General features: G+C 65.6%; 19 protein-coding genes. 2 read left to right on the top strand and 17 right to left on the bottom strand.

Going from position 1 to position 20,586, the window contains the following annotated elements:
* Nucleotide 1: 1 nt before the first annotated feature.
* The 7 genes from DMX06_RS11845 to DMX06_RS11815 all read right to left on the bottom strand — a co-directional run bounded on the left by DMX06_RS11845 (nucleotide 2) and on the right by DMX06_RS11815 (nucleotide 6,006).
* A complete protein-coding gene (locus DMX06_RS11845; RefSeq protein WP_110737214.1) occupies nucleotides 2-907 on the bottom strand; it encodes a MurR/RpiR family transcriptional regulator in 906 nt (301 codons plus the stop codon).
* A 78-nt stretch (nucleotides 908-985) separates the two neighbouring features.
* Nucleotides 986-1,750 (bottom strand): ABC transporter ATP-binding protein, encoded by a 765-nt coding sequence (locus DMX06_RS11840; RefSeq protein WP_110737211.1) that lies wholly within the window; start codon nucleotides 1,748-1,750, stop codon nucleotides 986-988.
* Between the two features lie 19 nt (nucleotides 1,751-1,769).
* Nucleotides 1,770-2,882, bottom strand: a complete 1,113-nt coding sequence (locus tag DMX06_RS11835) for a succinylglutamate desuccinylase/aspartoacylase family protein (RefSeq protein WP_110737209.1) — start codon at nucleotides 2,880-2,882, stop codon at nucleotides 1,770-1,772.
* A gap of 9 nt (nucleotides 2,883-2,891) precedes the next feature.
* Complete coding sequence (locus DMX06_RS11830) at nucleotides 2,892-3,590, bottom strand: ABC transporter permease (RefSeq protein WP_110737207.1); 699 nt, start codon at nucleotides 3,588-3,590, stop codon at nucleotides 2,892-2,894.
* Between the two features lie 12 nt (nucleotides 3,591-3,602).
* Nucleotides 3,603-4,292 carry an ABC transporter permease gene (locus tag DMX06_RS11825; RefSeq protein ID WP_110737205.1) on the bottom strand — a complete coding sequence of 230 codons (690 nt, stop codon included), beginning with the start codon at nucleotides 4,290-4,292 and terminating at the stop codon, nucleotides 3,603-3,605.
* A 24-nt stretch (nucleotides 4,293-4,316) separates the two neighbouring features.
* Nucleotides 4,317-5,093, bottom strand: a complete 777-nt coding sequence (locus DMX06_RS11820; protein WP_110737203.1) for an ABC transporter substrate-binding protein — start codon at nucleotides 5,091-5,093, stop codon at nucleotides 4,317-4,319.
* A 133-nt stretch (nucleotides 5,094-5,226) separates the two neighbouring features.
* Nucleotides 5,227-6,006 carry an NAD(P)H-dependent oxidoreductase gene (locus DMX06_RS11815; protein ID WP_110737200.1) on the bottom strand — a complete coding sequence of 260 codons (780 nt, stop codon included), beginning with the start codon at nucleotides 6,004-6,006 and terminating at the stop codon, nucleotides 5,227-5,229.
* Nucleotides 6,007-6,090: 84 nt separating this feature from the next.
* On the opposite strand from DMX06_RS11815, the gene DMX06_RS11810 reads away from it, so the two are divergent.
* A complete protein-coding gene (locus DMX06_RS11810; protein WP_110737197.1) occupies nucleotides 6,091-6,999 on the top strand; it encodes a LysR family transcriptional regulator in 909 nt (302 codons plus the stop codon).
* Between the two features lie 313 nt (nucleotides 7,000-7,312).
* Nucleotides 7,313-7,627 carry a hypothetical protein gene (locus tag DMX06_RS11805; protein WP_110737195.1) on the top strand — a complete coding sequence of 105 codons (315 nt, stop codon included), beginning with the start codon at nucleotides 7,313-7,315 and terminating at the stop codon, nucleotides 7,625-7,627.
* A 77-nt stretch (nucleotides 7,628-7,704) separates the two neighbouring features.
* Here the strand turns inward: DMX06_RS11805 and DMX06_RS11800 are convergent, their stop codons facing one another.
* The 10 genes from DMX06_RS11800 to DMX06_RS11755 form a co-directional block, all read right to left on the bottom strand.
* On the bottom strand, nucleotides 7,705-8,223 hold the full coding sequence (locus DMX06_RS11800; protein WP_110737193.1) for a GNAT family N-acetyltransferase: 519 nt from the start codon (nucleotides 8,221-8,223) through the stop codon (nucleotides 7,705-7,707).
* A gap of 76 nt (nucleotides 8,224-8,299) precedes the next feature.
* Entirely contained in the window at nucleotides 8,300-9,349 is a 1,050-nt protein-coding gene (locus tag DMX06_RS11795) for a hypothetical protein (protein WP_110737191.1), read from the bottom strand.
* Between the two features lie 32 nt (nucleotides 9,350-9,381).
* Nucleotides 9,382-11,193: a hypothetical protein gene (locus DMX06_RS11790; RefSeq protein WP_110737188.1), complete on the bottom strand. Its 1,812-nt coding sequence runs from the start codon at nucleotides 11,191-11,193 to the stop codon at nucleotides 9,382-9,384.
* Nucleotides 11,194-11,196: 3 nt separating this feature from the next.
* On the bottom strand, nucleotides 11,197-12,489 hold the full coding sequence (locus tag DMX06_RS11785) for a hypothetical protein (RefSeq protein ID WP_110737291.1): 1,293 nt from the start codon (nucleotides 12,487-12,489) through the stop codon (nucleotides 11,197-11,199).
* Nucleotides 12,490-12,507: 18 nt separating this feature from the next.
* Nucleotides 12,508-13,431 (bottom strand): hypothetical protein, encoded by a 924-nt coding sequence (locus DMX06_RS11780; RefSeq protein WP_110737186.1) that lies wholly within the window; start codon nucleotides 13,429-13,431, stop codon nucleotides 12,508-12,510.
* 57 nt (nucleotides 13,432-13,488) lie between these two features.
* Nucleotides 13,489-15,876 carry a hypothetical protein gene (locus DMX06_RS11775; protein WP_110737184.1) on the bottom strand — a complete coding sequence of 796 codons (2,388 nt, stop codon included), beginning with the start codon at nucleotides 15,874-15,876 and terminating at the stop codon, nucleotides 13,489-13,491.
* Between the two features lie 10 nt (nucleotides 15,877-15,886).
* Nucleotides 15,887-17,029, bottom strand: coding sequence for a hypothetical protein (locus tag DMX06_RS11770; protein ID WP_110737182.1), 1,143 nt, complete (start codon nucleotides 17,027-17,029; stop codon nucleotides 15,887-15,889).
* Nucleotides 17,008-18,453: an alkaline phosphatase family protein gene (locus DMX06_RS11765; RefSeq protein ID WP_110737288.1), complete on the bottom strand. Its 1,446-nt coding sequence runs from the start codon at nucleotides 18,451-18,453 to the stop codon at nucleotides 17,008-17,010. The genes DMX06_RS11770 and DMX06_RS11765 overlap by 22 nt, the downstream gene beginning before the upstream one ends.
* Nucleotides 18,443-19,675, bottom strand: coding sequence for a metabolite traffic protein EboE (gene eboE / locus DMX06_RS11760; RefSeq protein ID WP_110737179.1), 1,233 nt, complete (start codon nucleotides 19,673-19,675; stop codon nucleotides 18,443-18,445). The genes DMX06_RS11765 and eboE overlap by 11 nt, the downstream gene beginning before the upstream one ends.
* On the bottom strand, nucleotides 19,672-20,556 hold the full coding sequence (locus DMX06_RS11755; RefSeq protein ID WP_110737177.1) for a TatD family hydrolase: 885 nt from the start codon (nucleotides 20,554-20,556) through the stop codon (nucleotides 19,672-19,674). Before DMX06_RS11755 ends, eboE begins: the two co-directional genes overlap by 4 nt.
* Nucleotides 20,557-20,586 lie beyond the last annotated feature (30 nt).

The raw sequence follows: 20,586 nt of genomic DNA, 5'->3' as shown, positions 1-20,586 counted from the left end.
CCTACTTTCTGGTGAACTTGTCACCCGGCACATGCAGATACGACATCACGCTTTCGGTGAGCTCGGTGGCCAGTTTCACCGCCTCCTTGTTGCGCGCCATGACCCCGGCCACCAGGCCTTCGATCAATGCCAGCACGGCGATGTTGGAACTGGTCAGCACCGGATGGTCGGCGGGGGCATACAGCACGTGACGGGCCAGCGGCGCCAGCGGCGAGGCCGGGGAGTCGGTGATGGCCAGCACGGTGGCCTTGCGCTCATGGGCGAAGCGCGACAGCTGCAGGGTGTCCTGGGAGTAGCGCGGCAGGGCGATGGCCAGCAGCACATCCTGTTCGGTGATCGCGGCCAGGCGGTAGGCAGCGTTCTCGTTGCCGCCTTCCATGCTGATGGCGCAGGCGTCCTTGCAGAACGGCACCAGGGTCGAGGCGGCCAGCCCGGCCAGGTAGACACTGTTGCCGAACCCCAGCACATAGACCTTGCGCGCCTCGAGCAGGCAACTGACGAATGCCTCGAAAGCGTCGGCCTGGTTGTTGCTGGCGGTGGTCGCCAGGTTGCTGGTGGCGCTCTGGATCTGTTCATGCAGGCCGAAGTCGCCCCCCGGGCGCTGGGCCAGTTCGTTGCGCAGCTTGTCCACCGGCGAGACCATCTGTTGCAGGGTCGCCACCAGCTCGGCCTTCATGCCGCTGTAGCCGCCCAGGTCCAGGGCCTTGGCCAGGCGGTTGACCGCGGCCGGCGAGGTGGCGGTGGCCTGGGCCATCTCCTCGATGGTCAGGGTCGCGGCCTTCAGCGGATGGCGCAGGATGTAGTCGGCGACCTTGCGCAGGGACGGCGGCAGTTCGCTCAGGCTCTGCGATAGCTTGAGCATGACCGCAGAGGCGTAGACGGTGGTGTTCTTGGTATGGCTCGACATCCGGCGCGACGCTCCCTGAAAGTTGCCGGTAGTGTATCCCAAGGCGCCCGGCGGCGGTGCCGCAGAGCGCCCTGGCGCTTACTTCAGGCTGCCGGCGAGGAACTGGCGCAGGCGTTCGGACTGCGGCCGGGCCAGCACTTCGCGTGGGTCGCCGCGCTCCTCGGCCTGGCCCTGGTGGAGGAACAGCAACTGGTTGGACACCTCGCGGGCGAAGCCCATTTCGTGGGTGACCACGACCATGGTGCGGCCCTCCTGGGCCAGGTCCTGCATGACCTTGAGCACCTCGCCCACCAGTTCCGGGTCGAGCGCCGAGGTCGGCTCGTCGAACAGCATCACCTCGGGCTCCATGGCCAGCGCCCGGGCAATGGCCACCCGTTGCTGCTCGCCACCGGACATGTGCGCCGGGTAGGCGTCGCGGCGATGGCCGACACCGACCTTGGCCAGGTAGTGCTCGGCCTTGTCCCGGGCCTCCTTGCGGTTCATGCCGAGCACGTGCACCGGGGCTTCCATGACGTTTTCCAGGGCGCTCATGTGCGACCACAGGTTGAAGTGCTGGAAGACCATGCTCAGCCGCGCGCGCAGGCGCTGCAGCTGGCGCGGGTCTGCAGCGCGCAGCCCGCCGCGTGCGCATTCGCGCAGCTTGAGCTGTTCGCCGTTGACCAGGATCTGCCCGGCATTGGGTTGCTCGAGCAGGTTGATGCAGCGCAGGAAGGTGCTCTTGCCCGAGCCGCTGGAGCCGATGATGCTGATCACATCACCGGCGTCGGCCTGCAGCGAAACGCCCTTGAGCACCTGGTGGTTGCCGTAGCTTTTGTGCAGGTCGTGGATTTGCAGTTTGTTCATCAGTCGGTACTCGCAGGAGTCAGTCGCTGAGCAAGCGACCTTGGCGGATGGAGGTGCTGCCGGCGACCTTGGCCAGCCACAGGCCGGGCTGGGCGAAGCGCAGGCGTTCGCGGGCGTAGAGGATGCCGTCGGTGGTGGCCCTGACCACGCTGTGGCGGTCGCTGAGCGGATCGAGCACTTCGAACAGCGGATCGCCGACCCGCACCTGCGCGCCCAGCGGCTGCAGGTAGCTGACCACCCCCGGGTGCTCGGCGTAGGCATACTGCGCCCCGGCGAAGGGCGTGGGCTGGCAGCAATGCTCCGGTGCGGGCGGCCACGGGCCGCTGATCAGGCCTTGATCGGCAAGGTAGCCGAGGATCTGCTCGGCGCTGGCCTGGCATTGCTCGCGCTCGGTGTCGGCCATGCCACGCAACTCGATGGTGGTCGCCACGCAGGCCAGGGGAATTTCGGCCTCGGGGAAGTACTCGCGAAGGTGCAGCCACGGCGCCGAGCAGGCTTCGTCGAAGGCATCGCCGCCGGCGCCCTCGGCCAGCAGCGCCGCTTGCGCGCCGAGGCGGGCGGCCAGCGGACGCAGCTGGGTCCAGTGCTGCGGCATGGCGTACAGCAGCATCACCGATTCGAAGTCGCAGTGCAGGTCCAGCACCAGGTCGGCGTCGCAGGCGTGGCGCAGCAGCTGGCGGCGCAGGCCGTCCAGTTCCGAGTGGGGCGCGGGCAGTTCGTCAAGAAGCTCGAGCATGGCCTGGCGGATGGTTGCCACGTTGGCCTGGCCATCGCTGCCCAGGCGGCCTTCCAGGTGTGCGGCCAGCGCTTCGGTCAGCGCCGGAAAATCGCGATTGAAATTCTTGCCGCTGTTGAACTCGAAACGGCCCTGGTGGGTGGCCTGGAACATCTGGCCGATGCCGATCGGGTTGGCCAGCGGCACCAGTTCGATCTGCGCCTGCAGCCGACCCTGCGCCTCGAGTTCGAGCAGGCGGCGCTTGAGTTCGATGGCCACGCGCATCCCCGGCAGCTCGTCGGCGTGCAGCGAGGCCTGGATGTAGGCCTTGCGCGGGCCGCTGCCAAAGCGCAGCACGCGCAGCGAGCGCTGGGTACCGCAGGCGCTCCAGGGCAGGATATGGTCGATGTGCTGCATGGAAGCTCCTTAGTGCTTGCGGGGGGCGAGGTAGGCCAGCCAATGGCGCTCGGCCAGTTTGAACAGGCGTACCAGCAGGAAAGTCAGGACCAGGTAGATCAGCCCGGCGGTGATGAACGCCTCGAACGGCAGGTAGTAGCGCGCGTTGAAGGTCTTGGCCGCGCCGGTGATGTCCACCAGGGTGACGATCGAAGCCAGGCTGGTGGTCTGCAGCATCATCAGCACCTCGTTGCCGTACTGCGGCAAGGTGCGGCGCAGGGCCGAGGGCAGCAGGATGCGCCGGTACAGCGTCAGCCTCGACATGCCCATGGCGCGGGCCGCCTCCACCTCGCCGCGTGGCGTGGCGCGCAGGCTCCCGGCCAGCAACTCGGCGCTGTAGGCGCTGGTGTTGATGGCGAACGCCAGGCAGGTGCAGAACGTGGCGCTGGACAGGTAGGGCCACAATGGGCTCTGGCGCACCGCCTCGAACTGGGCCAGCCCGTAGTAGATCAGGAACAGCTGCACCAGCATCGGCGTGCCGCGGATCACATAGGTGTAGAGCCAGGCGGGGTAGCGCAGCAGGCACGCGCGCGAGACCCGCATCAACCCCAGCGGGATCGCCAGGGCCAGGCCGCAGGCCAGCGAGATCAACAGCACCTTTAGGGTCAGGGCGATGCCGTTCAGGTACAGCGGCAGGTTCTGCCAGATCAGCTGATAGTCGAGTGTCATCGGGCAGATCCCCTAGAGTTCGGCGGCTTTGAAGCCGACCGAGTAACGTTTCTCCACGCCGCGCAACAGCAGCAGCGAGGCACTGGTGAGCAGCAGGTACAGCGCCGCCACGGCGAGGAAGAAGGTGAACGGCTGGTGGGTGGCGTCGGCGGCGTTCTTGGCCTTGAACATCATGTCTTGCAGGCCGATCACCGAGATCAGCGCCGTGGACTTGGTCAGCACCAGCCAGTTGTTGGTGAAGCCTGGCAGCGCCAGGCGCACCATCTGCGGCAGGCTGATCCGCCGGAACACCTGCAGGGCGCTCATGCCGTAGGCCATGCCGGCCTCGGCCTGGCCCTTGGGGATGGCCAGGAAGGCGCCGCGGAAGGTCTCCGAGAGGTAGGCACCGAAGATGAAGCCCAGGGTGCAGACCCCGGCGACGAAAGGGTTGATGTCGATGTACTGCTCGTAACCCAATGCCAGCGCCAGGCGGTTGACCAGGTCCTGGCCGCCATAGAACACCAGCAGGATCAGCACCAGGTCGGGAATGCCGCGCACCACCGTGGTGTAGACCTCGCCCGGTACCGCCAGCCATTTCAGGGGGGACAGGCGACAGGCCGCACCGAACAGGCCCAGGCCGATGGCCAGGGCCATCGCCAGCAGGGCCAGGTGGATGCTCAGCCAGGCGCCATCGAGAATGCTCGATCCGTAGCCGTGAAGCATGATGAAAACCCTCGTCAGCCTGCGCTATTGGCCGTAGATGTCGAACGGGAAGTACTTGCGTTGCACCTGCTGGTAGGTGCCGTTGGCGCGGATCGCGGCGATGGCGGCATTGAGCCGTGTCAGGTTGGCGCTGTCGCCCTTGCGCACGGCGATGCCGGCGCCGCGGCCGAAATAGTGCGGGTCGGCGATGTCCGGGCCGACCAGGGCAAAGCCCTGGCCTGACGGGGTCTTGATGAAACTTTCTTCGGTGTTGACGATATCGGCGAGGGTGGCATCCAGGCGCCCGGACACCAGGTCGAGGAAGGCTTCATTCTGCGAGGCGTAGCGGACGATCTCGACCCCCGCCGGTTCCAGTTGCTCGGTGGCGAAACGGTCATAGGTGGACGACCGCTGTACCCCGACCTTGCGGCCTTTGAGGTCCACCGCCGGGGTGTCGAGCCGGCTGCCGGCCTTCATCGCGAACTTGCCGGGGGTCTGGTAGTACTTGTCGGTGAAGTCGACCGACTTCAAGCGATCCTCGGTGATCGACATCGACGACAGCACCGCGTCTATCTTGCGCACTTTCAACGACGGGATCATGCCGTCGAACTCCTGGATCACCCACTGGCATTTGACCTGCATCTGCGCGCACAGGGCATTGCCGATGTCGTAGTCGAAGCCGGCGAGCTCGCCTTCGGGGGTGCGGTAGGAAAAGGGCGGGTAGGCGGCCTCGATGCCGATGCGCAGGCTGGCGTCGTCAGCCTGGGCGAAGGCGCTGCAGGCACAGAGTGCCAGCGCGCCGAGAAGTCCTGTCTTGTTCATGTTCTTGACTCCGGTGGGTGGGGCGTACCGCCAAGGGCTCCGGTTGGGAGGGACCTGGGCACGGAGAAGAAAATGACATGAAATATTTCAATTATCAATATGGTGAAAATAATTGTGTCAGCGTGGCGGACACCTAGTCGGCAACATGCACACCCAAACCATCCCGACCAGGCGCAAGCTCAGCCCGCAGGGTCAGCGCCGGGATCGCATAATCCCCGCCGTTCTGCCGCCGGAACGGGATGGGCGCATCACTCCACAAGCCATCGAGCCGCTGGCCCAGCGCCACGCACGCTGCCGCAAAGCCTGCATCATCGACCCGGCTGGTGCGGTACACCGCGAACGGCGGCAGCACCTCGAACCCCGGGTAGAACAGGATGCCGTGCTGGATGGGAAACAGGATGTCGTTGAGCGGGCCATTGATGCCGCGCTCGCTGTAGTGCGAGGCCCAGCCACCCATGCTGACCATCAGCATGGCGCGCTTGCCCGCCAGCCGGCCTTCGCCGTAGCGATCCCCCCAGTGCCGGTCGGAATGTTCGCCGACACCGTAGGCGAAGCCATAGGCGTACACGCGCTCGACCCAGCCCTTGAGGATCGCCGGCAGGCCGAACCACCACAGCGGAAACTGCAGGACTACCGCGTCGGCCCACTGCAGCTTGGCCTGTTCAGCGACGATGTCGGCCGCCTGGGTGCCGTTGGCGAACGCCCGGCGCGAAGCGTCGGAGGGGTTGAAGCGCTCATCGGCGCGGTGTTCGACGCTGTCGTCGGTGTCCAGCACGGCCTTGAACTTCATCGCATAGAGGTCCGATACCTGGACATGGTGACCCTGGCCTTCGAGGTGGCGGACGGCGAAGTCCTTGAGGGCGGCATTGAGCGAGCGGGGTTCGGGATGGGCGTAGACGATCAGGATGTTCATGGTCGGGCTCCGGTAGGGGATGGTCAAAGCATGCGGATGCCCTGCATATTGTTGAAATGAATAGATGAAATTGCAGGTATTGCCATGCATGATTCCTTGCGAAGTCTGGACCTGAACCTGCTGGTCACCCTCGACGCGCTGCTTGCCGAGCTCAACGTCACCCGCGCCGCCGAACGCCTGCACCTCGCCCAGCCGACGGTCAGTGTGCAGCTGGCACGGCTGCGCGATGCGCTGGGTGATCCATTGCTGTTGCCGGGTGCCCGCGGCATGCGCCCGACCGCCCGCGCCCTGGCACTGCGCGAGCCCTTGAGCCAGGCCCTGGAAGCGTTACGCCTGGCCATCGCCGCCGAGCGCCCGTTCGACCCGGCCCGGGCCCAGCTGACCTGGCGGGTGGCCGCGACCGACTACACCGAAGCGACCATCCTGCTTCCTGCGCTGGGCGCACTGCGTGCGGCCGCCCCCGGCACACGCCTGGCGATGATCGACATGAACCCGCCGACACTGGTGCGCAAGGCCGAGCAGGGCGAGTTGGACCTGGCTTTCCACATCGCCATCGATGCGCCGCCCGGCTTGCGCCAGCGCCCGCTGTTCACTGACCGCTACGTGCTGGCCGGGCGTGTCGATCATCCGCGTCTCAGGCGCCGGCCGACGCTCAAGCAGTTCTGCGCGCTGGAACATGTCATCGTGTCGCCCGACGGCGGCGGCTTCAGCGGCCCCACCGACGACGCCCTGGCCGAGCAGGGCCTTGCGCGCAACGTAGTGCTGTCGGTACCGCGCTTCTCGGGCGTTGCGCCAATGCTGGTCGATAGTGACCTGGTGGCCATGCTGCCGCAGCGCTTGGTAGCCGGGAATCCGGCCCTCGCGGTGGTGGAGGCGCCCCTGGTGGTGCCGGGCTTCGAGATGCTGATGCTGTGGCCAGAGCGGGTGCACCGCGATCCTGCGCATCAGTGGTTGCGCGAACAGTTGGCGGGGGCCGTCACAGGGGCAAGCTGAATCGACTGACAGGCTGAAGGGCGGCGCCAGGCGACAAGCCAGGCAATGTTTGAAACATGGTATGTAGTACGTATCAAGGTCGCATCATCAATAAAATGGCATTTCTAAATAGGCCAAAGTACGATTAGCTAAAAAATCAGTACGATTCGAGTGAGCTGCTCCGCTAGCTGTGCCGAGCCGGCGGGCGAGTGATAAGCGGCAGGGTTGGCGTTGATCGGCGCCATCGCCCTATCAGTAAGTCCACTGCTTGGGAGGCATCGCAGCATCAGACAGACGTACGCTGCCTACCGTCTATTCAAACAGTGAGCAGCGCATGAAAAAACGCCTGACCAAAGCGGAAGTGGAGAAACTGGCCATTCGCTACGCCCGACTGTTCCACGGGCCGACGGTATCGGGAGGGCCAAAGACCCGAGAGTACTGGCGAGCCATGTTTCTTTTCGGCTGCCTTGCCATCTGTGCCGTGGTCGGTGTTTTCGTCACTGTGCTGCGGCCGGAATACACGCTGATCCCCGGGCTCGCGGCGCTGTGCCTTGAGGCTGGGGCGCTGTTGCTATGGGTGCGTACGTACGAGCCGCAATTCAGAGAGCATGTGCTGCGCAAAGAGGCGGTGCTCAAGTTGGCCGGCTAACGGCTGTATCGCACCGGCGACCTGGCGCGCCTGCGCGTCGATGGCCAGCTCGAATTCCTTGGGTAGGGGTTCATGGGCTATCCGTGCAGGTCGAGGCTGTAGATGAGGTCGTCGTGCCAGCGGCCACCCAGCCGGTAGGCTTGCGGCACACGGCGGGCGAAGGTGAAACCGCACTTTTCCAGGACCCTGCAGGAGGCCGTGTTGCCGTCGGTGACGGTGGCCTCCAGCGAGGTGAGGCCGGTGGCGCTGGCGAAATCCACGATAACCCGCAGCGATTCGCTGCCCAGGCCCTGGCCGTGCCACTCGGGCAGCAGCAGGTAGCCGCTCTCGGCATGGCCCTGGCGCAGCATGCGCAGGCCGGTGACCCCGACCTCCCGGCCGCTGGCCTTGTCGGTCATCACCAGGCACAGCCAGTGTTCGGCGCCGGGTGACCAGTCCGGCAGACGATGCTCGAAACCCCGGCGCACTTCGCTTTCCGGTAGCTCGTCGAACACATGGCGCATGGTATCAGGCTCGCGGTGGAGCCTGAGAAACAGCGGCCAGTCGGCTTCGATCAGGGGGCGCAGGTACAACCGATCGGTGTGCAGCTCCAGCATCCGGTGCTCCTTGCGGGATTGGTAGGGCTGGAGGATTTGTACGCCGGGTTGCCTGGATGTTCAAGCCTGCAGTCACTCACAACTGCACCCGCCGAAGCCGGCCAGTCAACGGCACCGCCTCGCCCTCCGGCGTCGGCAGTGCCCGGCCCACCAGCCCCATGCCTTCGCTCACCAGTACCGCATCCTCTACCCGGCACAGGTTGGAAGGGGTATCCAGGCCGCGGGCGAGCACTGTCACCTGCTGCGTTTGCAGGTTGCAATGCAGGAGCCGTCCGCTGAAGCGGGTAAAACCGCCATGCCGCGGCTCGCCTTGCCAGTCGGGCGTCAAGGGTTGCTGCAGGCTGTCGCAGAGCTCCAGCACCAGCAGGTTGCCGTCGCGGTCCAGCGCCAGCCCGGTGGGCAGTTGCAGGCCATCCACCACGATTTCGATCCGGCCACTGCCCGGCCAGACCCGGATCACCTGGCCGGCCCTGTCGGCGAAGTCCATGCCCCGGCGACCCGGGTCAGCGTGCAACTCGCCGGAGAACAGGCTGATCAGCACCGCGTCCGTGGCCGGTTCGTACACCAGCGTGACAGGCACGGCTTCCTGGCCTTGGGGCAGCTCGGGCAACGCCACGAGCTCACGTTCCTGCTGGCCGTCGGCGAACTCCACCAGCTGGTTGCTATCGGGCTTCACCGCCAGCCAACTGCGGCGCGTTGGGTGATAGCACAGCGCATTGAGGTTGCCGTGGCTGTGAAACACCGGCTCGGGCGGCGTGAACTGCAGGTCCAGCAACCGCGAGCCGCTGACGTAGTCGGTCTGGCTGGCCAGACAACGGCCATCACCGCAGGCGATATCCGACAGGCCCATGATTTCGTCGCGCCACATGCGCACCTGCATGTTCATGGCGCGAAAACCCTGGGCCACGGTTTCCCGGGGCAGGTAGGTGCCGGGGGCGCGCGGGTCCGGTCGCAGCCGGCTGATGCGGCCGCTGAAGACCTGCTCGGCCAGGCCCGAGCCGGCTTCGGCCAACAGCAGGCTGCCGTCGGCCAGCAGGCAGACGCCGCGCGGGTTGAGCAGGCCCTCGGCGATGAGCGTATTGGGTCGCAGGTTTTCGTCAGGGTGTGTCGGAACAAGCACAGGCATGGGGACTCTCCGTGGAAAGGGGATCGGCGCAGCTACTGTGGCGGCTGCCAGGGCTCGCCGGTGAGGTAGGCGCGCAACAGCGCACGCTGGCTGGGCGACATCGAGCGCACCACCGGCATGAACAGCGTGGTGTTCTTGTAGGCATCCGCGGTGCGGGCGAGGATCGGCGCCTTGGCGGCCATGATCGCGTCGGGCTGGTTCAGCGGGACGTAGCGGGACATGGCGGGGAAGGCCAGGTAGTGAAAACGCAGCACGTTCGGGTACACCTGCTGCCAGGTGACACGGCTGCCCCGGGGGATGCCGAAGTCGGTCTGGGCGAACTTGCGCAAGTTGGTGAAATAGCTGCCGGCGGCCAGGCCGTTGACGCTGTAGCTCAGGGCGACGAAGCCGGCCTGCCCGGCTGTGCCGGGCCTGACCTTGACGGGCACGCTGACGGCAAGCTGGCCGGGGTTGACGGGCAGCGAGTCGGGAACATCGAGGAAGTCCCAGTACTCCGGCGAACCGTATGACGGGCCCGAGGGCGCGGTGCCCAGGTTGATCTTGCAGGGCGTGGTCACCGGGCCGCCCAGGTAACGGACCTGCAGGGTGATCGACAGGCCGTCGGGGTAGTCCTCGGTATAGACGTTGCGCTGGTCGGCGTAGACCCGGTAGACCGACTCGCATGCGTGCAACAGGGTGCCGGCGACCGCGCCGGGTGCGTCGACGTGCAGGACCGAGGATTTCGCCGCCTGCTGCTGGCTGGGGTTGAGCGGCAGGTCGACGATGCCGCCATACACGTAGTAGTTGAACAGCGGATTGCTGTTCGGGTCGAGGGTGGCCAGGGGAACCGCACCGGCGGTGAGGGTGACCGGCCCGTAGTTGGCGTTGGGCCCGATGGGGCTGGTGATGTCGTCGCGCACGGCCCTGAAGGTCTGCTTCGGAATCAGGTTGACCATGTCGATGCTCAGCATGCCGTTGCTGCCCAGCTCGGCATAGGCCGTACTGCCGGTACTCTGGTTGACCAGCTGGCGGCCGGGCTGGCAGTTCAGCGGCTCGTTGGCGAAGGCCGGGGCCAGGGTGCCGATGACCCGACCGATGCTCGGGTTGGGGGTGTAGCGACCTGCGGCGTAGTCGGCGTCCAGTTGCGCGGTGGTCATGGCCGGACACATCTCGAACATCACGAAACGCAGGACGATCCCGGTCGCCCCGGGCGCCTGGATGATCGCGCGCAGGCCGGGGCTGTTGCGGTTCCAGCTGACGATGCTGCTGAGCGGGAAGGTCAGCTGGAAGGTGCCGCTCAGGCGGAACGAGCCTGGCGCATCCATGGACGTGGGCAGCAGCACGCGCTTCTTTACATCCAGGCTGCTGCAGACGGTGTTGCCGTGGATCAGCAGCTGGATATTGCTGCTGGCGCCGATCTGCAGGCCGCCGACGAAGATCTGCGTGGTGGTGGTCGAGGTCGGGTCCAGGTCCACCATCATCGGCCCGGATACCGGTGCCTGCCCGGTCACCGGGTCCACCGAGCCGAGCAGGTAGACCGGTTGCCCCACCAGGTCGCCCGTGGTGCCGACATTGCCCGGGCTGCCCTGGGAGCTGATCACGGCGTTCTGCAGGTCGACGACATGCTGCCCGTAGTGGTTCCAGCCACCGGCGGTGTAGTAGTCGCCCGTCGGCGCATTGAGCATGGCGTTCAACTGGTCGTCGGTGAAGGACTGGGCGCCCGGGGCCAGGGTCGAGGTGGTCAGGTCGAAGATCGGCCACTCATCGTTGTCCTGGTAGGGAATGGTGGGCGAGTTGTTCGGCAGGCTGACATCGGTGCGGATGCCACCCCAGAAGTTCAGGCGCGGGCCATTCAGGATGCTCATGGTTCAATCCTCGTCCTTGATGGGTTTGCCCAGGGGCGAATGGGCGAATTTGAACAGGTAGGAGTAGTCGGACTTGTAGGGGCTCTTGACCGGCGTCGCCATGGAATGGCAGTTCATGCAGCTGCTATTGGGCTGGATGTAGCTTTCCATGGTGACGTTGGCCGACAACGCGGGTGTCGGCTGGCCCAGCGGGTTGCCGGGGTTGTCGGGCATCAGCGGACGCTGGGTGGTGATCAGCTGGTAGTACTTCAGCACGCTGCGTTGCAGGCCCGGGGCGGCGCGGTAGCTGGCGTTGACCTGCTGGGTGACGTCGGCGATCGGGGTGACCCGGTTCAGCGGGTTCGGGGTCTTGAAGGTGGTGCCGGGCCGGGGCACGCAGACCAGTTGCGCGCCCTGGGTCTGCCAGTTGCAAGGCGACTGGTTGAGGCTGGCGGCGGGCGCGGCGGAGTTGAAGTAGGAGTAGGCAGTGCCAGGGACCGGCTGGTCGACCCACTGGCCGTTCACCAGCGCCTTGGGCGCCACGTTGTCGACCTGCTCGAAGGTCGACCAGATCCATTGCGGATAACCGTTGGCCTTGGTGATCACATGCAGGCCCACCAGTCCCAGGAAGGCTTCGGTAACTCCGTTGCGCCGGCCCTGGTCGTCGAACGTGGCGACCCGCGCCAGCATGGTCAGGTAGCGGCTGGCGTTGTCCCGCGGCCCGAGAATGCGCCAGCTCGACTTGATCTCGATGACCCCGTAGGGGAACTGGATGTTGCGCGCCCGGGAGACGATATCGGCGTTATAGAAGCGGTTGCCGACGATGTAGTTGTAGGACGCCTCGTTGGCCGAGATGTCGTAGTAGGTCGGGTTGCCGGCCTGGTCGATCAGCCAGCCGCCGACGGCCTGGTCGATGGCGTTGACCAGCGAGCTGTTCTTCAGCGCGGCGATGTTGATGATGCCCAGGCTCCTGGGGCCCAGCGGGCTGTTCCAGGGGCCTGGATCAGCGCCGCCCGGCAGGAAGATCTCATCGACGGTCTTGTAGGTCTGCCAGACGGTGTAGCCGGCGTCCCCGGGTTGCCGGGTGCAGTCCGGATTGCCGCGTCGGCGGTCCTGGGCAGGCCAGTTCAGGGCAATGAACAGCTGCCAGCTGTACTGGTCGAACTGCGCCTGGCCGGCCATGGGGGCCGGCGCATTGGCAGGAGGCTGGCAGTTGAGCTGGATGGCCAAGGGTGATGGCAGGGTCTGTTCCCTGGCCAGCGTCGGCAGGCAGGCCAGGCCCAGCAGCAGCACGGAAAAACGCATCATCGGTTTCATGGCGATCCCTCGCATGGCTCAAGGTTTACGTTGCATCAGCTGGTTCCATTGCGCCTTGTGGCCGTTGCTCTGCGCGGCCGGCGGCTCGAACAGCTGGCAGGGCGGCGGGTTGGCCGGGCACATGGCGGCGACCCGTGCCCAGGTCTGGGCCGGGTCGGGCTTGACCATGCGAAAGCCGGTGTAGTTCTGGCTGACGATCGGCGCATTGGCGACGCTGGCGTCTCCGGAAAAGTAGAACGACTGCGGCTGCCGGTAGGGCGGTTGCCCCGAGGCTTTGCGGTAGAAGGCATAACCGAACAGGATCGGCCCCTGGGGTGAGTCGAGGTCCAGGGCGTAGGCCTGCACGCTGGCGTCCAGGTGCTGGCTGCGCGTGGCGCTGTAGGGCAGGTGCTTGATGAAGTCCTGGCGCGGCGGATGGTTCATCGGCGAGAACAGGCAGCAGGCCGGCATGTCCTTGGGGCGGTCCTGCGGGTAGGTCAGGAAGTACGCCTTGTTGCCCAGCGAGACGAACGAGCAGGTGTAGTTGTTGTTGCGGATCGGGAAGATCGGCAGGCAGTACTTCTCGTAGTGCTCCATCATGGCGCCGAAGCCGTCACCGTCCGGCGGAATGTAGGTGGTGTCGTAGTAGCTGGTGCCGCGGGAGACGGTGTAGTCCGCCGGGCTCAGGGTGGCGGGCGGGTTGCTGTAGGGCGGCGGGTTCTTCTGGTAGTTGCGCATCACCCGGTACATGGTCCAGTCGCTGATCCAGTACGCCGGAAAGAACGGGTCGGACGGGTCGCTCGCCGCGCGTTCGGCGATGCAGTTGCCGTTGCTTGCATCGCATCCCAGGGTGTTGTGCACCCCCATGGTGAAGTAGACGGCGCTGTCGTCCGCCTGGGCGTAGAGTGAGGGGCACAACAGCAGGATCAGCAGCAACAGTCGGTCGAGGATGCGCTTGTTCATTGGACACTCCTGTGAAGTGTGCCGGGTGACAGTCTCGTCACCCGGCGGTCCTTGCGGTCAACCCTGCGGGTAGTCGCTCATGCTCAGCGGGATCGGTGGGTAGTTGCGTTTCACCAGGGACTGCGCCCAGAGCTCCAGCACCGCCCGGCGGCTTTGCGGCATGTCCCGGGTGATGGGCATCGCCAGGGTGCTTTCCTCCTGGTACTGCTTGCTGATCAGCACGATGAGCTGGTCCACGGCCCCTTCTATGCGTGCCAGCGAGTTCAGCGGCATGTACTTGTTCATGATCGGGTACATGTAGAAGAACGGTTGCAGGATGAACGGGTAGATGAAGCGCTGCCAGATCAGCTGGCCGGCGTCCTGCTGCTGGTAGACCTGGTTCCAGGCATCGACGAACGCCTGCTGCATGTCCGGTTCCTGCGGCAGCACGCGCAGCGGTGCCAGGAAGTCGGTATAGGTCTGCAGCAACTTGAAGCTGAACGGAACCTGCGGTGGCTGCCCGCCCTCATGGACGAAGAAGCGCAAGGTCGGGAAGCCCGGTGCCACGGCCTTGACGGTCAGCAGGGCGACACCGTTGGCGTCGGTGGTGATCTGCGTGGTGCTGTACTGCACGTTGCCCTTCGGCGCATCCTGCAGCGTACCCTGGCCCTGGATGGGGTTGGCGAACGCCAGGCTGGGGCTCAGGGCCACCGAACCAGGCGTCGGCAGGTACTGCTGGTAGCTCACCGCTTTCATGCCGGTGGCCGAGTTGGCGGGATGGATCGCCGTGAGCCGCCGCCCCGTGCCTTCGCTCAGCTGGCGGGTGAGTGAAGGGGTACCGACGAACTGCGGCAGGTTGGGGGTGTTGTTGGCGGGGTTGTCCGGATCTTCGAGAAACAGCGTGAAGTCGGCCTGGTTGCTGAACGCCAGGTAGTAGTCGGTGGTGCACATCATGTAGGCGTTGTTGTACTCGGCCACCGTCAGCACGGTGCCGGCCGGCGCGGGCAGGCCATCGTACTGCACCATGATCTGCAAGGTCTTGCTGTCGCCGACGTCGATGAAGCTGGCGCTCTCGACCACTTCGGCGGTCCACATCTGCTGGGTCGCTGCCTGCACGGGCGTTGCGCCTTGCTGTTGCAGCTCCAGCGATCCGCTTTGCAGCTGTTTCTGCGCTTCGGCGCTCAACGGCAGGTCGAGGATCCCTGAGCGTTTGTCGAAGGCCGCCTGCTGGTAGTCGTCATAGCCGAAACTGGCCAGTGGCGTGAACTGCTCGCCCTGGCGTATCCCCAGCTGGTAGCTGCCGGCGTCGAACTTCGCCGCCACCGGAATCTTGGCTTTTGCGTCGAGCGCATAGCTGGGGAACCCGTTGAGCAAGTCCAGCGACAGGGTGTCGTCATGCACCTGCGCCGAGATCACGCCCAATGTCATGGGCTTGAAGTCCACGCCGTCCTTCTGCAACTGTACCGGATTGCAAGCGACCAGCCGTCGCCCGGCCGGCGCGGTGGGAAACTCGTCGTCGAACCACAGGCCCAGGGTGCCGGCGGTGCGGCTGTAGGCCGGGTTGAAGAAGATGCTGCCGACATTGTCCAGGCCTTTCTGGTACATCGCCTGCACGTTGGCCAGGACCGTCGGGTCGGTGGAGTGGGTAGTGATGGGCGGCTGGTCGTTGAAGACGCCGTTCTTGTCGTAGCAGGTCAGGTAGGTGGAGAAGCGGAACATCAAGCCTTTGGCGTTCTGCTGTTCCATCTGTTGCTGCAGGTTCTGCAGCAGTTGCGAGTTGCCCAGCGCCCAGCTCAGGTTCTCTTTCGGGAAGCAGGTCTGCCAGGTGGTGGTCACGTAGATCAGGCCACCAAGGCCAGCCCAGTTGAAGTTCAGGAAGCGGTCGAGCATACGGTGCTGGCGCTTGAGGGTCAGGCCGCACTGGGCGTCGCCGAGCACCAGCCGGTCGAAATACAGCGCCGTGAAGGTGTTCTGCCAGGGGCTGACGTCAACGAAGCGCGCCGGGGTGGGGGCGTCGCTGCCGAACGGGTTGCCGAGCAGGTTGTAGGTCTGGTTGATCAGCGGGTCCTGGCTGACGTAACCCCCACCGGGCAGCTCGCCGCCGGTGATGACGGAAGCTGTCGCCGGGATGCCGGGATCTGCCGGCGTGTAGTTGACGGTACCGCAGGCGTTGTCGCCGAACAGGTTCCACTCGCCGGGGATCATCACACTGGGGTTCTGCGCGACGTTGCCCGGCACCTGGGTGACGTACTTGGGGGCCTCGAGCAGAATCTGCGGGGTGATCACCCAGGGCATCAGCTTGCTGCTGGCATTCGCCGGGTTGATCCCGTAGTAGTCGAGGAAGCGCCAGTTCAGGCGCATCCTCGAGGCGTCGTAGAGCGGGAACATGTCGTTGTTGTTGGCGGTCGGCGGGCTCCAGTACATATGGCCGCCCAGGTAGATGCGCGGAAAGTTCAGTACGCTCATGTCTTGCTCCTTAGCGTTGCCACTGGGCGCGTTTCAGCGACCAGACAAAGTCCAGTTTGTTGTACCCGGCGAATTCGGACGCCGGCACCGGGGCGGTGGGGTAGACGATGCCGTCCTGCTGCTTCTGGGCGAAATTGAAGTAGCCCTTGGTCTTGGAGTACGCCGCCGTGCCGTGGCAGGCGAAGCAGGACGACTGGCTCTGGAAGGCCGACTCGAGCTGGGAGTTGGCCAGCAGGGTCGGATTGGTCTCGGACTGGGTGCCGATCAGCTCGTATTGCGCCAGATCCGGGTACATGGCCTGGAAGGTCGTGTTGGCCGTCTGCGCCGCCGGTGTTGGCCCGGTGCTGTTGCTCATCGGGGTGGGCGGAATCGCGTTGGTCACGGTGTACTTGCCGTTGTTGCGATTCTCGAAGGTGGTCCAGACCCATTGCGGGTTCAGCTTGTTGACCACGTGCAGGCCGCTGAGCGCGGCGTAGCCGACCTGGTACTGGCCGTTGTCCTGCTGGTAGTAGGCCTGGGCGATGTAGTAGCCATCGCCTTGCAGCACCTGCTGGTAGCTTGGGTCGTTACCGATCCACAGCCAGGCGGCCTTGAGCTCCCAGGCGGTGGAGGGGAACTTCAGGTCCTCGGTCAAGGCGGCCTGGCCGTTCACGTTGTACACCTTTTCCTGCACGATGTAGTCGAAGGTGTCCTCGCCCATCAACAGCTGGAAGCGTACCGGCTGGCCCTGTTGCGCGGTCGGCACCGCGCCACCCATCTCGAGGATCAGGCCGTCCACCTGCTGGACGGCGTTGAGGTTGTGGAAGGTGCGGTTGACGTTCATGCCCTGGGCCTGGGCCGCCTGCAGCACAGCAGCCGGCACCGGTTCGCTCTGGCCCCAGGGCAGCGGGGCGGCGCCATTGCTCAGGTAGACCTGATCCGAGGGCTTGAGAGTTTCCCAGACCCGGTTGGGACTGTTGGACTCGACCGGCTGGTTCAGGCAGACGAACCAGTTCCAGCTCATGGATTCAGGCCCCTGGGCGAACGCCTGGCGGGCCTGGTCGACGTTGCCGCCGAACTGCATGAACTGGTTGCAATCGAAGCTGTTGGTGCCCTCGGCCTGGGCCAGTCCGGCCAGTGCGCTGAGGACGGTTATTGAGATGGCTCGCCGCATGTATGCTCCTTGGCATTGGCCAGGTCGGTGTGTGGGTGCCCCAGGAAATGCTGCAGGAGCAGTTGTTTCACCGCCGTGGCCGCAAGGCGCTGCGGCAACGGCAGGTCACAATTGGTGATGAGCAGCGGGCCTTCCCGCTCGCTGGCGGGCAGCCGGCCATGGCTGCCGCGTACCAGCGTGGTATCCAGCGGGATCAGGTCCATGTAGTAGCGAAAGCCGAGCTTTTTCTGCAGCAGGCGGCGCGCCACCTTCAACCGGGGGAAGCGGATGGCAGGGTCGATGAACAGCTCCAGGGGGTCGTAGCCGGGCTTGCGATGGATGTCTACGGTGCGGGCGAAATCCGGCGCCTTGCGGGCGTCGAGCCAGTAGTGGTAGTCGAACCAGTGGCCGGCGGCGGCCACCGCCACCAGCTCGCCGCTGCGCGGATGGTCCAGCTGCCAGGCCCGCTGCTCGGTCTTGTCCAGTACCCGCTCGATGCCGGGTTGGCGCTGCAACAGTGCCTTGACCCTGGCGATGTCCACGGGCTGGCGCACATAGATGTGGGCGATCTGGTGATCGACGACGGCGAAGGCATCGCTGGCACCGGGATCGAGCAACTCCCAGGTCAGCGACTGGCGCACCTGCAGCAGGCCTTCGGCGCGCAGCAGGCGATTGATGGACACCGATTGGCTGACCGCCTCGATGCCGTACTCGGACAGCAGCATCACCGCCGCGCCTTGCTCCTCGGCCAAGCGCAGCAGGCGCCCCACCTCGTGGTCGATGGCCCGCACCTCGTCGGCGATCGACGGATGATCCGGCCCCAGCCGTTGCAGGCAGTAGTCCAGGTGCGGCAGGTAGACCAGCTGCAGGTCCGGGCGATCGAGCTGGAACTCGGCGATGGCGCAATCGACGATCCAGCGGCTGGAGGCAATGCCGGCGGCCGGCCCCCAGAACGCCGGGAACGGAAACTCGCCGATCTGCGCCTCGATCCGCGCATGCAAGGTTGCCGGTGACGAGTACAGCCCGAAAAGCTTGCGGCCATCGGCCGGATAGTGCGGGCGCGGGGTGATGGCGGCGTCCACATCCGCATACATGTTGTACCACCAGAACAACTGGCTGCAGCGAAAACCCGGCAGCTCGCGCTTTAGCATCTGCCAGACCTTCTCGCCCTGGATCAGGGCGTTGGGTTGCAGCCAGAAACGCACCTCGGCCTGGTCGCGAAAATACCAGCCGTTGCCGACGATGCCGTGGTCGGCCGGCGCCAGGCCGGTGAGTATCGAAGCCTGCACAGTGGAGGTGACAGCGGGAAACACCGGTTGCAGGCTGGCCATCCTGGCCGATTGCTGCAACCGGTTGATGTGCGGCGTTGCCGCGCCGAGCAGCGCGGGCGTCAACCCGACCACATTGATCAGCAGCAACGGTCGACGTGGCGAGTCAGAGGGCATCGGCATGCACCTCCCGATCCTGGGATTGCAGCAGGCGACGCTGGCGCAGTTGCTCTTCGACCCAGCGCAGTTCGTCGCGGATGCCCCGGTGCTGGGCCTGCTCGTCGCTGGGGCGCAGAGGTGCGGGCAGTACGCCCCAGCTGTAGGTTTCCACCTCCAGCACCGGACGCACGTCCTCGTGCGCGGCCAGGAAGTCGAAGGTCTGCGCCAGGGCCATCTGGCTGCCGCCGAGTTCGGGCAGCAGCAGATGATCGCTGAACAGCGGAATGTGGAAATGAACCCGCAGCTCCAGATAGCGCGCAGGCTGTGCCGTACAGGCGGCGAGCGCGTCCGGCAGGTCCGCCCAGCACTGGATGCGGCCCTGGACGTCGCGCGCCTGCACCTGGTGCAGGTAGGTGGCTTCGGCAAAGCCGCCCAGCACCTTGAGGACCTGTGCGCAACGGCTCGGGTCGTGACTCGGCAGGCGGCAGATCATTGCGTTCGACAGCTGGATCTTGCCGATGGGCACCCCGGCCTGGCCCAGGCTTTCCAGGGACTGCCGGCAGTCCTCGAACATCACCGCCTGGTGACAGACGTCGAAACACAGCGCCAGGTGGTCATGATGCGGGTCGCTGGCCTGCCATTGGCGGAAGAAGGCGATGGCCTGGTCGGTGGTCTGCAGCACGCAGTCCGGCTCCATTTCCAGGCAGATCACGATCTTCTTGCCGGTCTCCTGGTGCAGCCGGGCCAGTGCCGCCGTGAGCTGGCGCAGCTGTTCCCTGGCCTGTTGCTGCAGCGTCGGGTTCCAGTGGGCGGCGTAGCCCAGCGGCACGCTGGAGATCACCCCTTGTGGGCACTCCGGCGGCAGGGCCTCGGCCAGCAGTCGCGCCAGGTCCAGGCTGTAGGCCAGCCGTTGCGGCTCGGCCCAGCTGGGCAGGTAGACGGCCGCCTTCACCGCGCCCTCATGAAATTGCCCATAGGGGAAGCCATTGAGCGAGGTCAGGCGCAGCCCGCTGCGCCGCAGCAGATCAAAAAACGCCCGCCGTTTCGCCGGCTCACGCAGTTCGGTTGCGGCTGCGGCGCTGATCCACAGTCCGCTGTCCTGCTGGCCGAGCCCGCGCAGCCTGCGCACGCCCTGGAAGTGCCGGTCGATGGCGACGCGCAGCGCGGCGAGGTCGCGGGCCGGGTGCACGTTACCGCAGTAGCCGAGCTGCGCGGCGGTCCAACCACGGCCCAAGGTCATTTGATCACCGGGTCCTGGCCGCGCAGGGCCGAGTTTTCCTGCCACTGGCGACGCTGGTCGATGGGCAGCGGGGTGCTGACCAGGGCCTTGTCCAGCTGGCCGCTCTGGGCAAAGAAATCCACCGGGTTGTGGAACAGCACCTGTTCGACCTGGGCTTCGCTAAAACCTGCCGCCAGCATCGCCTGGCCGGTCTTGGGCACCTTCAGCGGGTCACTGATGCCCCAGTCGGCGGCGCTGTTGACCACCATTTTTTCCGTGCCGTACTGCTGCAGCAGCGCGACCATGCGCTGCTCCGACATCTTGGTGTTGGGGTAGATGGAATGGCCGCGCCAGCAATCGCTGTCGAGCACCAGCGGCAGGGTCAGTTCGTTGAGGTGGTCGATGATTACCAGGTGTTCGGCGATGCCGACTTCGCGGATCACCGCCAGGGTGCGCTTGGTGCCGCCGATCTTGTCGCGGTGCGGGGTGTGCACCAGTACCGGCAGGTTGAATTGCCTGGCCAGCTCAAGCTGCGCGGCGAGAAAGCGGTCTTCTTCCGGTGTGATGTCGTCATAGCCGATCTCGCCGACGGCGACCACGCCATCCTTGACCAGGTAGCGCGGCAGTATCTCCAGCACTTCATTGGCCACCGACAGGTCGTTGGCTTCCTTGGGATTCAGGCCGATGGTGCAGAAGTGATGGATGCCGAACATGCTGGCGCGAAAGCGTTCCCAGCCCAGCAGGGTGTCGAAGTAGTCGACGAAACTGCCGATGCTGGTGCGCGCCTGGCCTTGCCAGAACGCCGGCTCGATCACCCCGGTGATGCCGGCGGCGGCCATGTTCTGGTAGTCGTCGGTAGTGCGGCTGACCATGTGGATATGTGGGTCGAAATACTTGGGCATGGTGAATCCTCGTCAGGGAAATGCGTAGTC

Source organism: Pseudomonas mosselii, from assembly GCF_003205295.1.
Classification (GTDB): domain Bacteria; phylum Pseudomonadota; class Gammaproteobacteria; order Pseudomonadales; family Pseudomonadaceae; genus Aquipseudomonas; species Aquipseudomonas mosselii_B.
The sequence above is the reverse complement of the archived record's forward strand: the minus strand, read 5'-3'. Positions and strand labels throughout refer to the sequence as shown.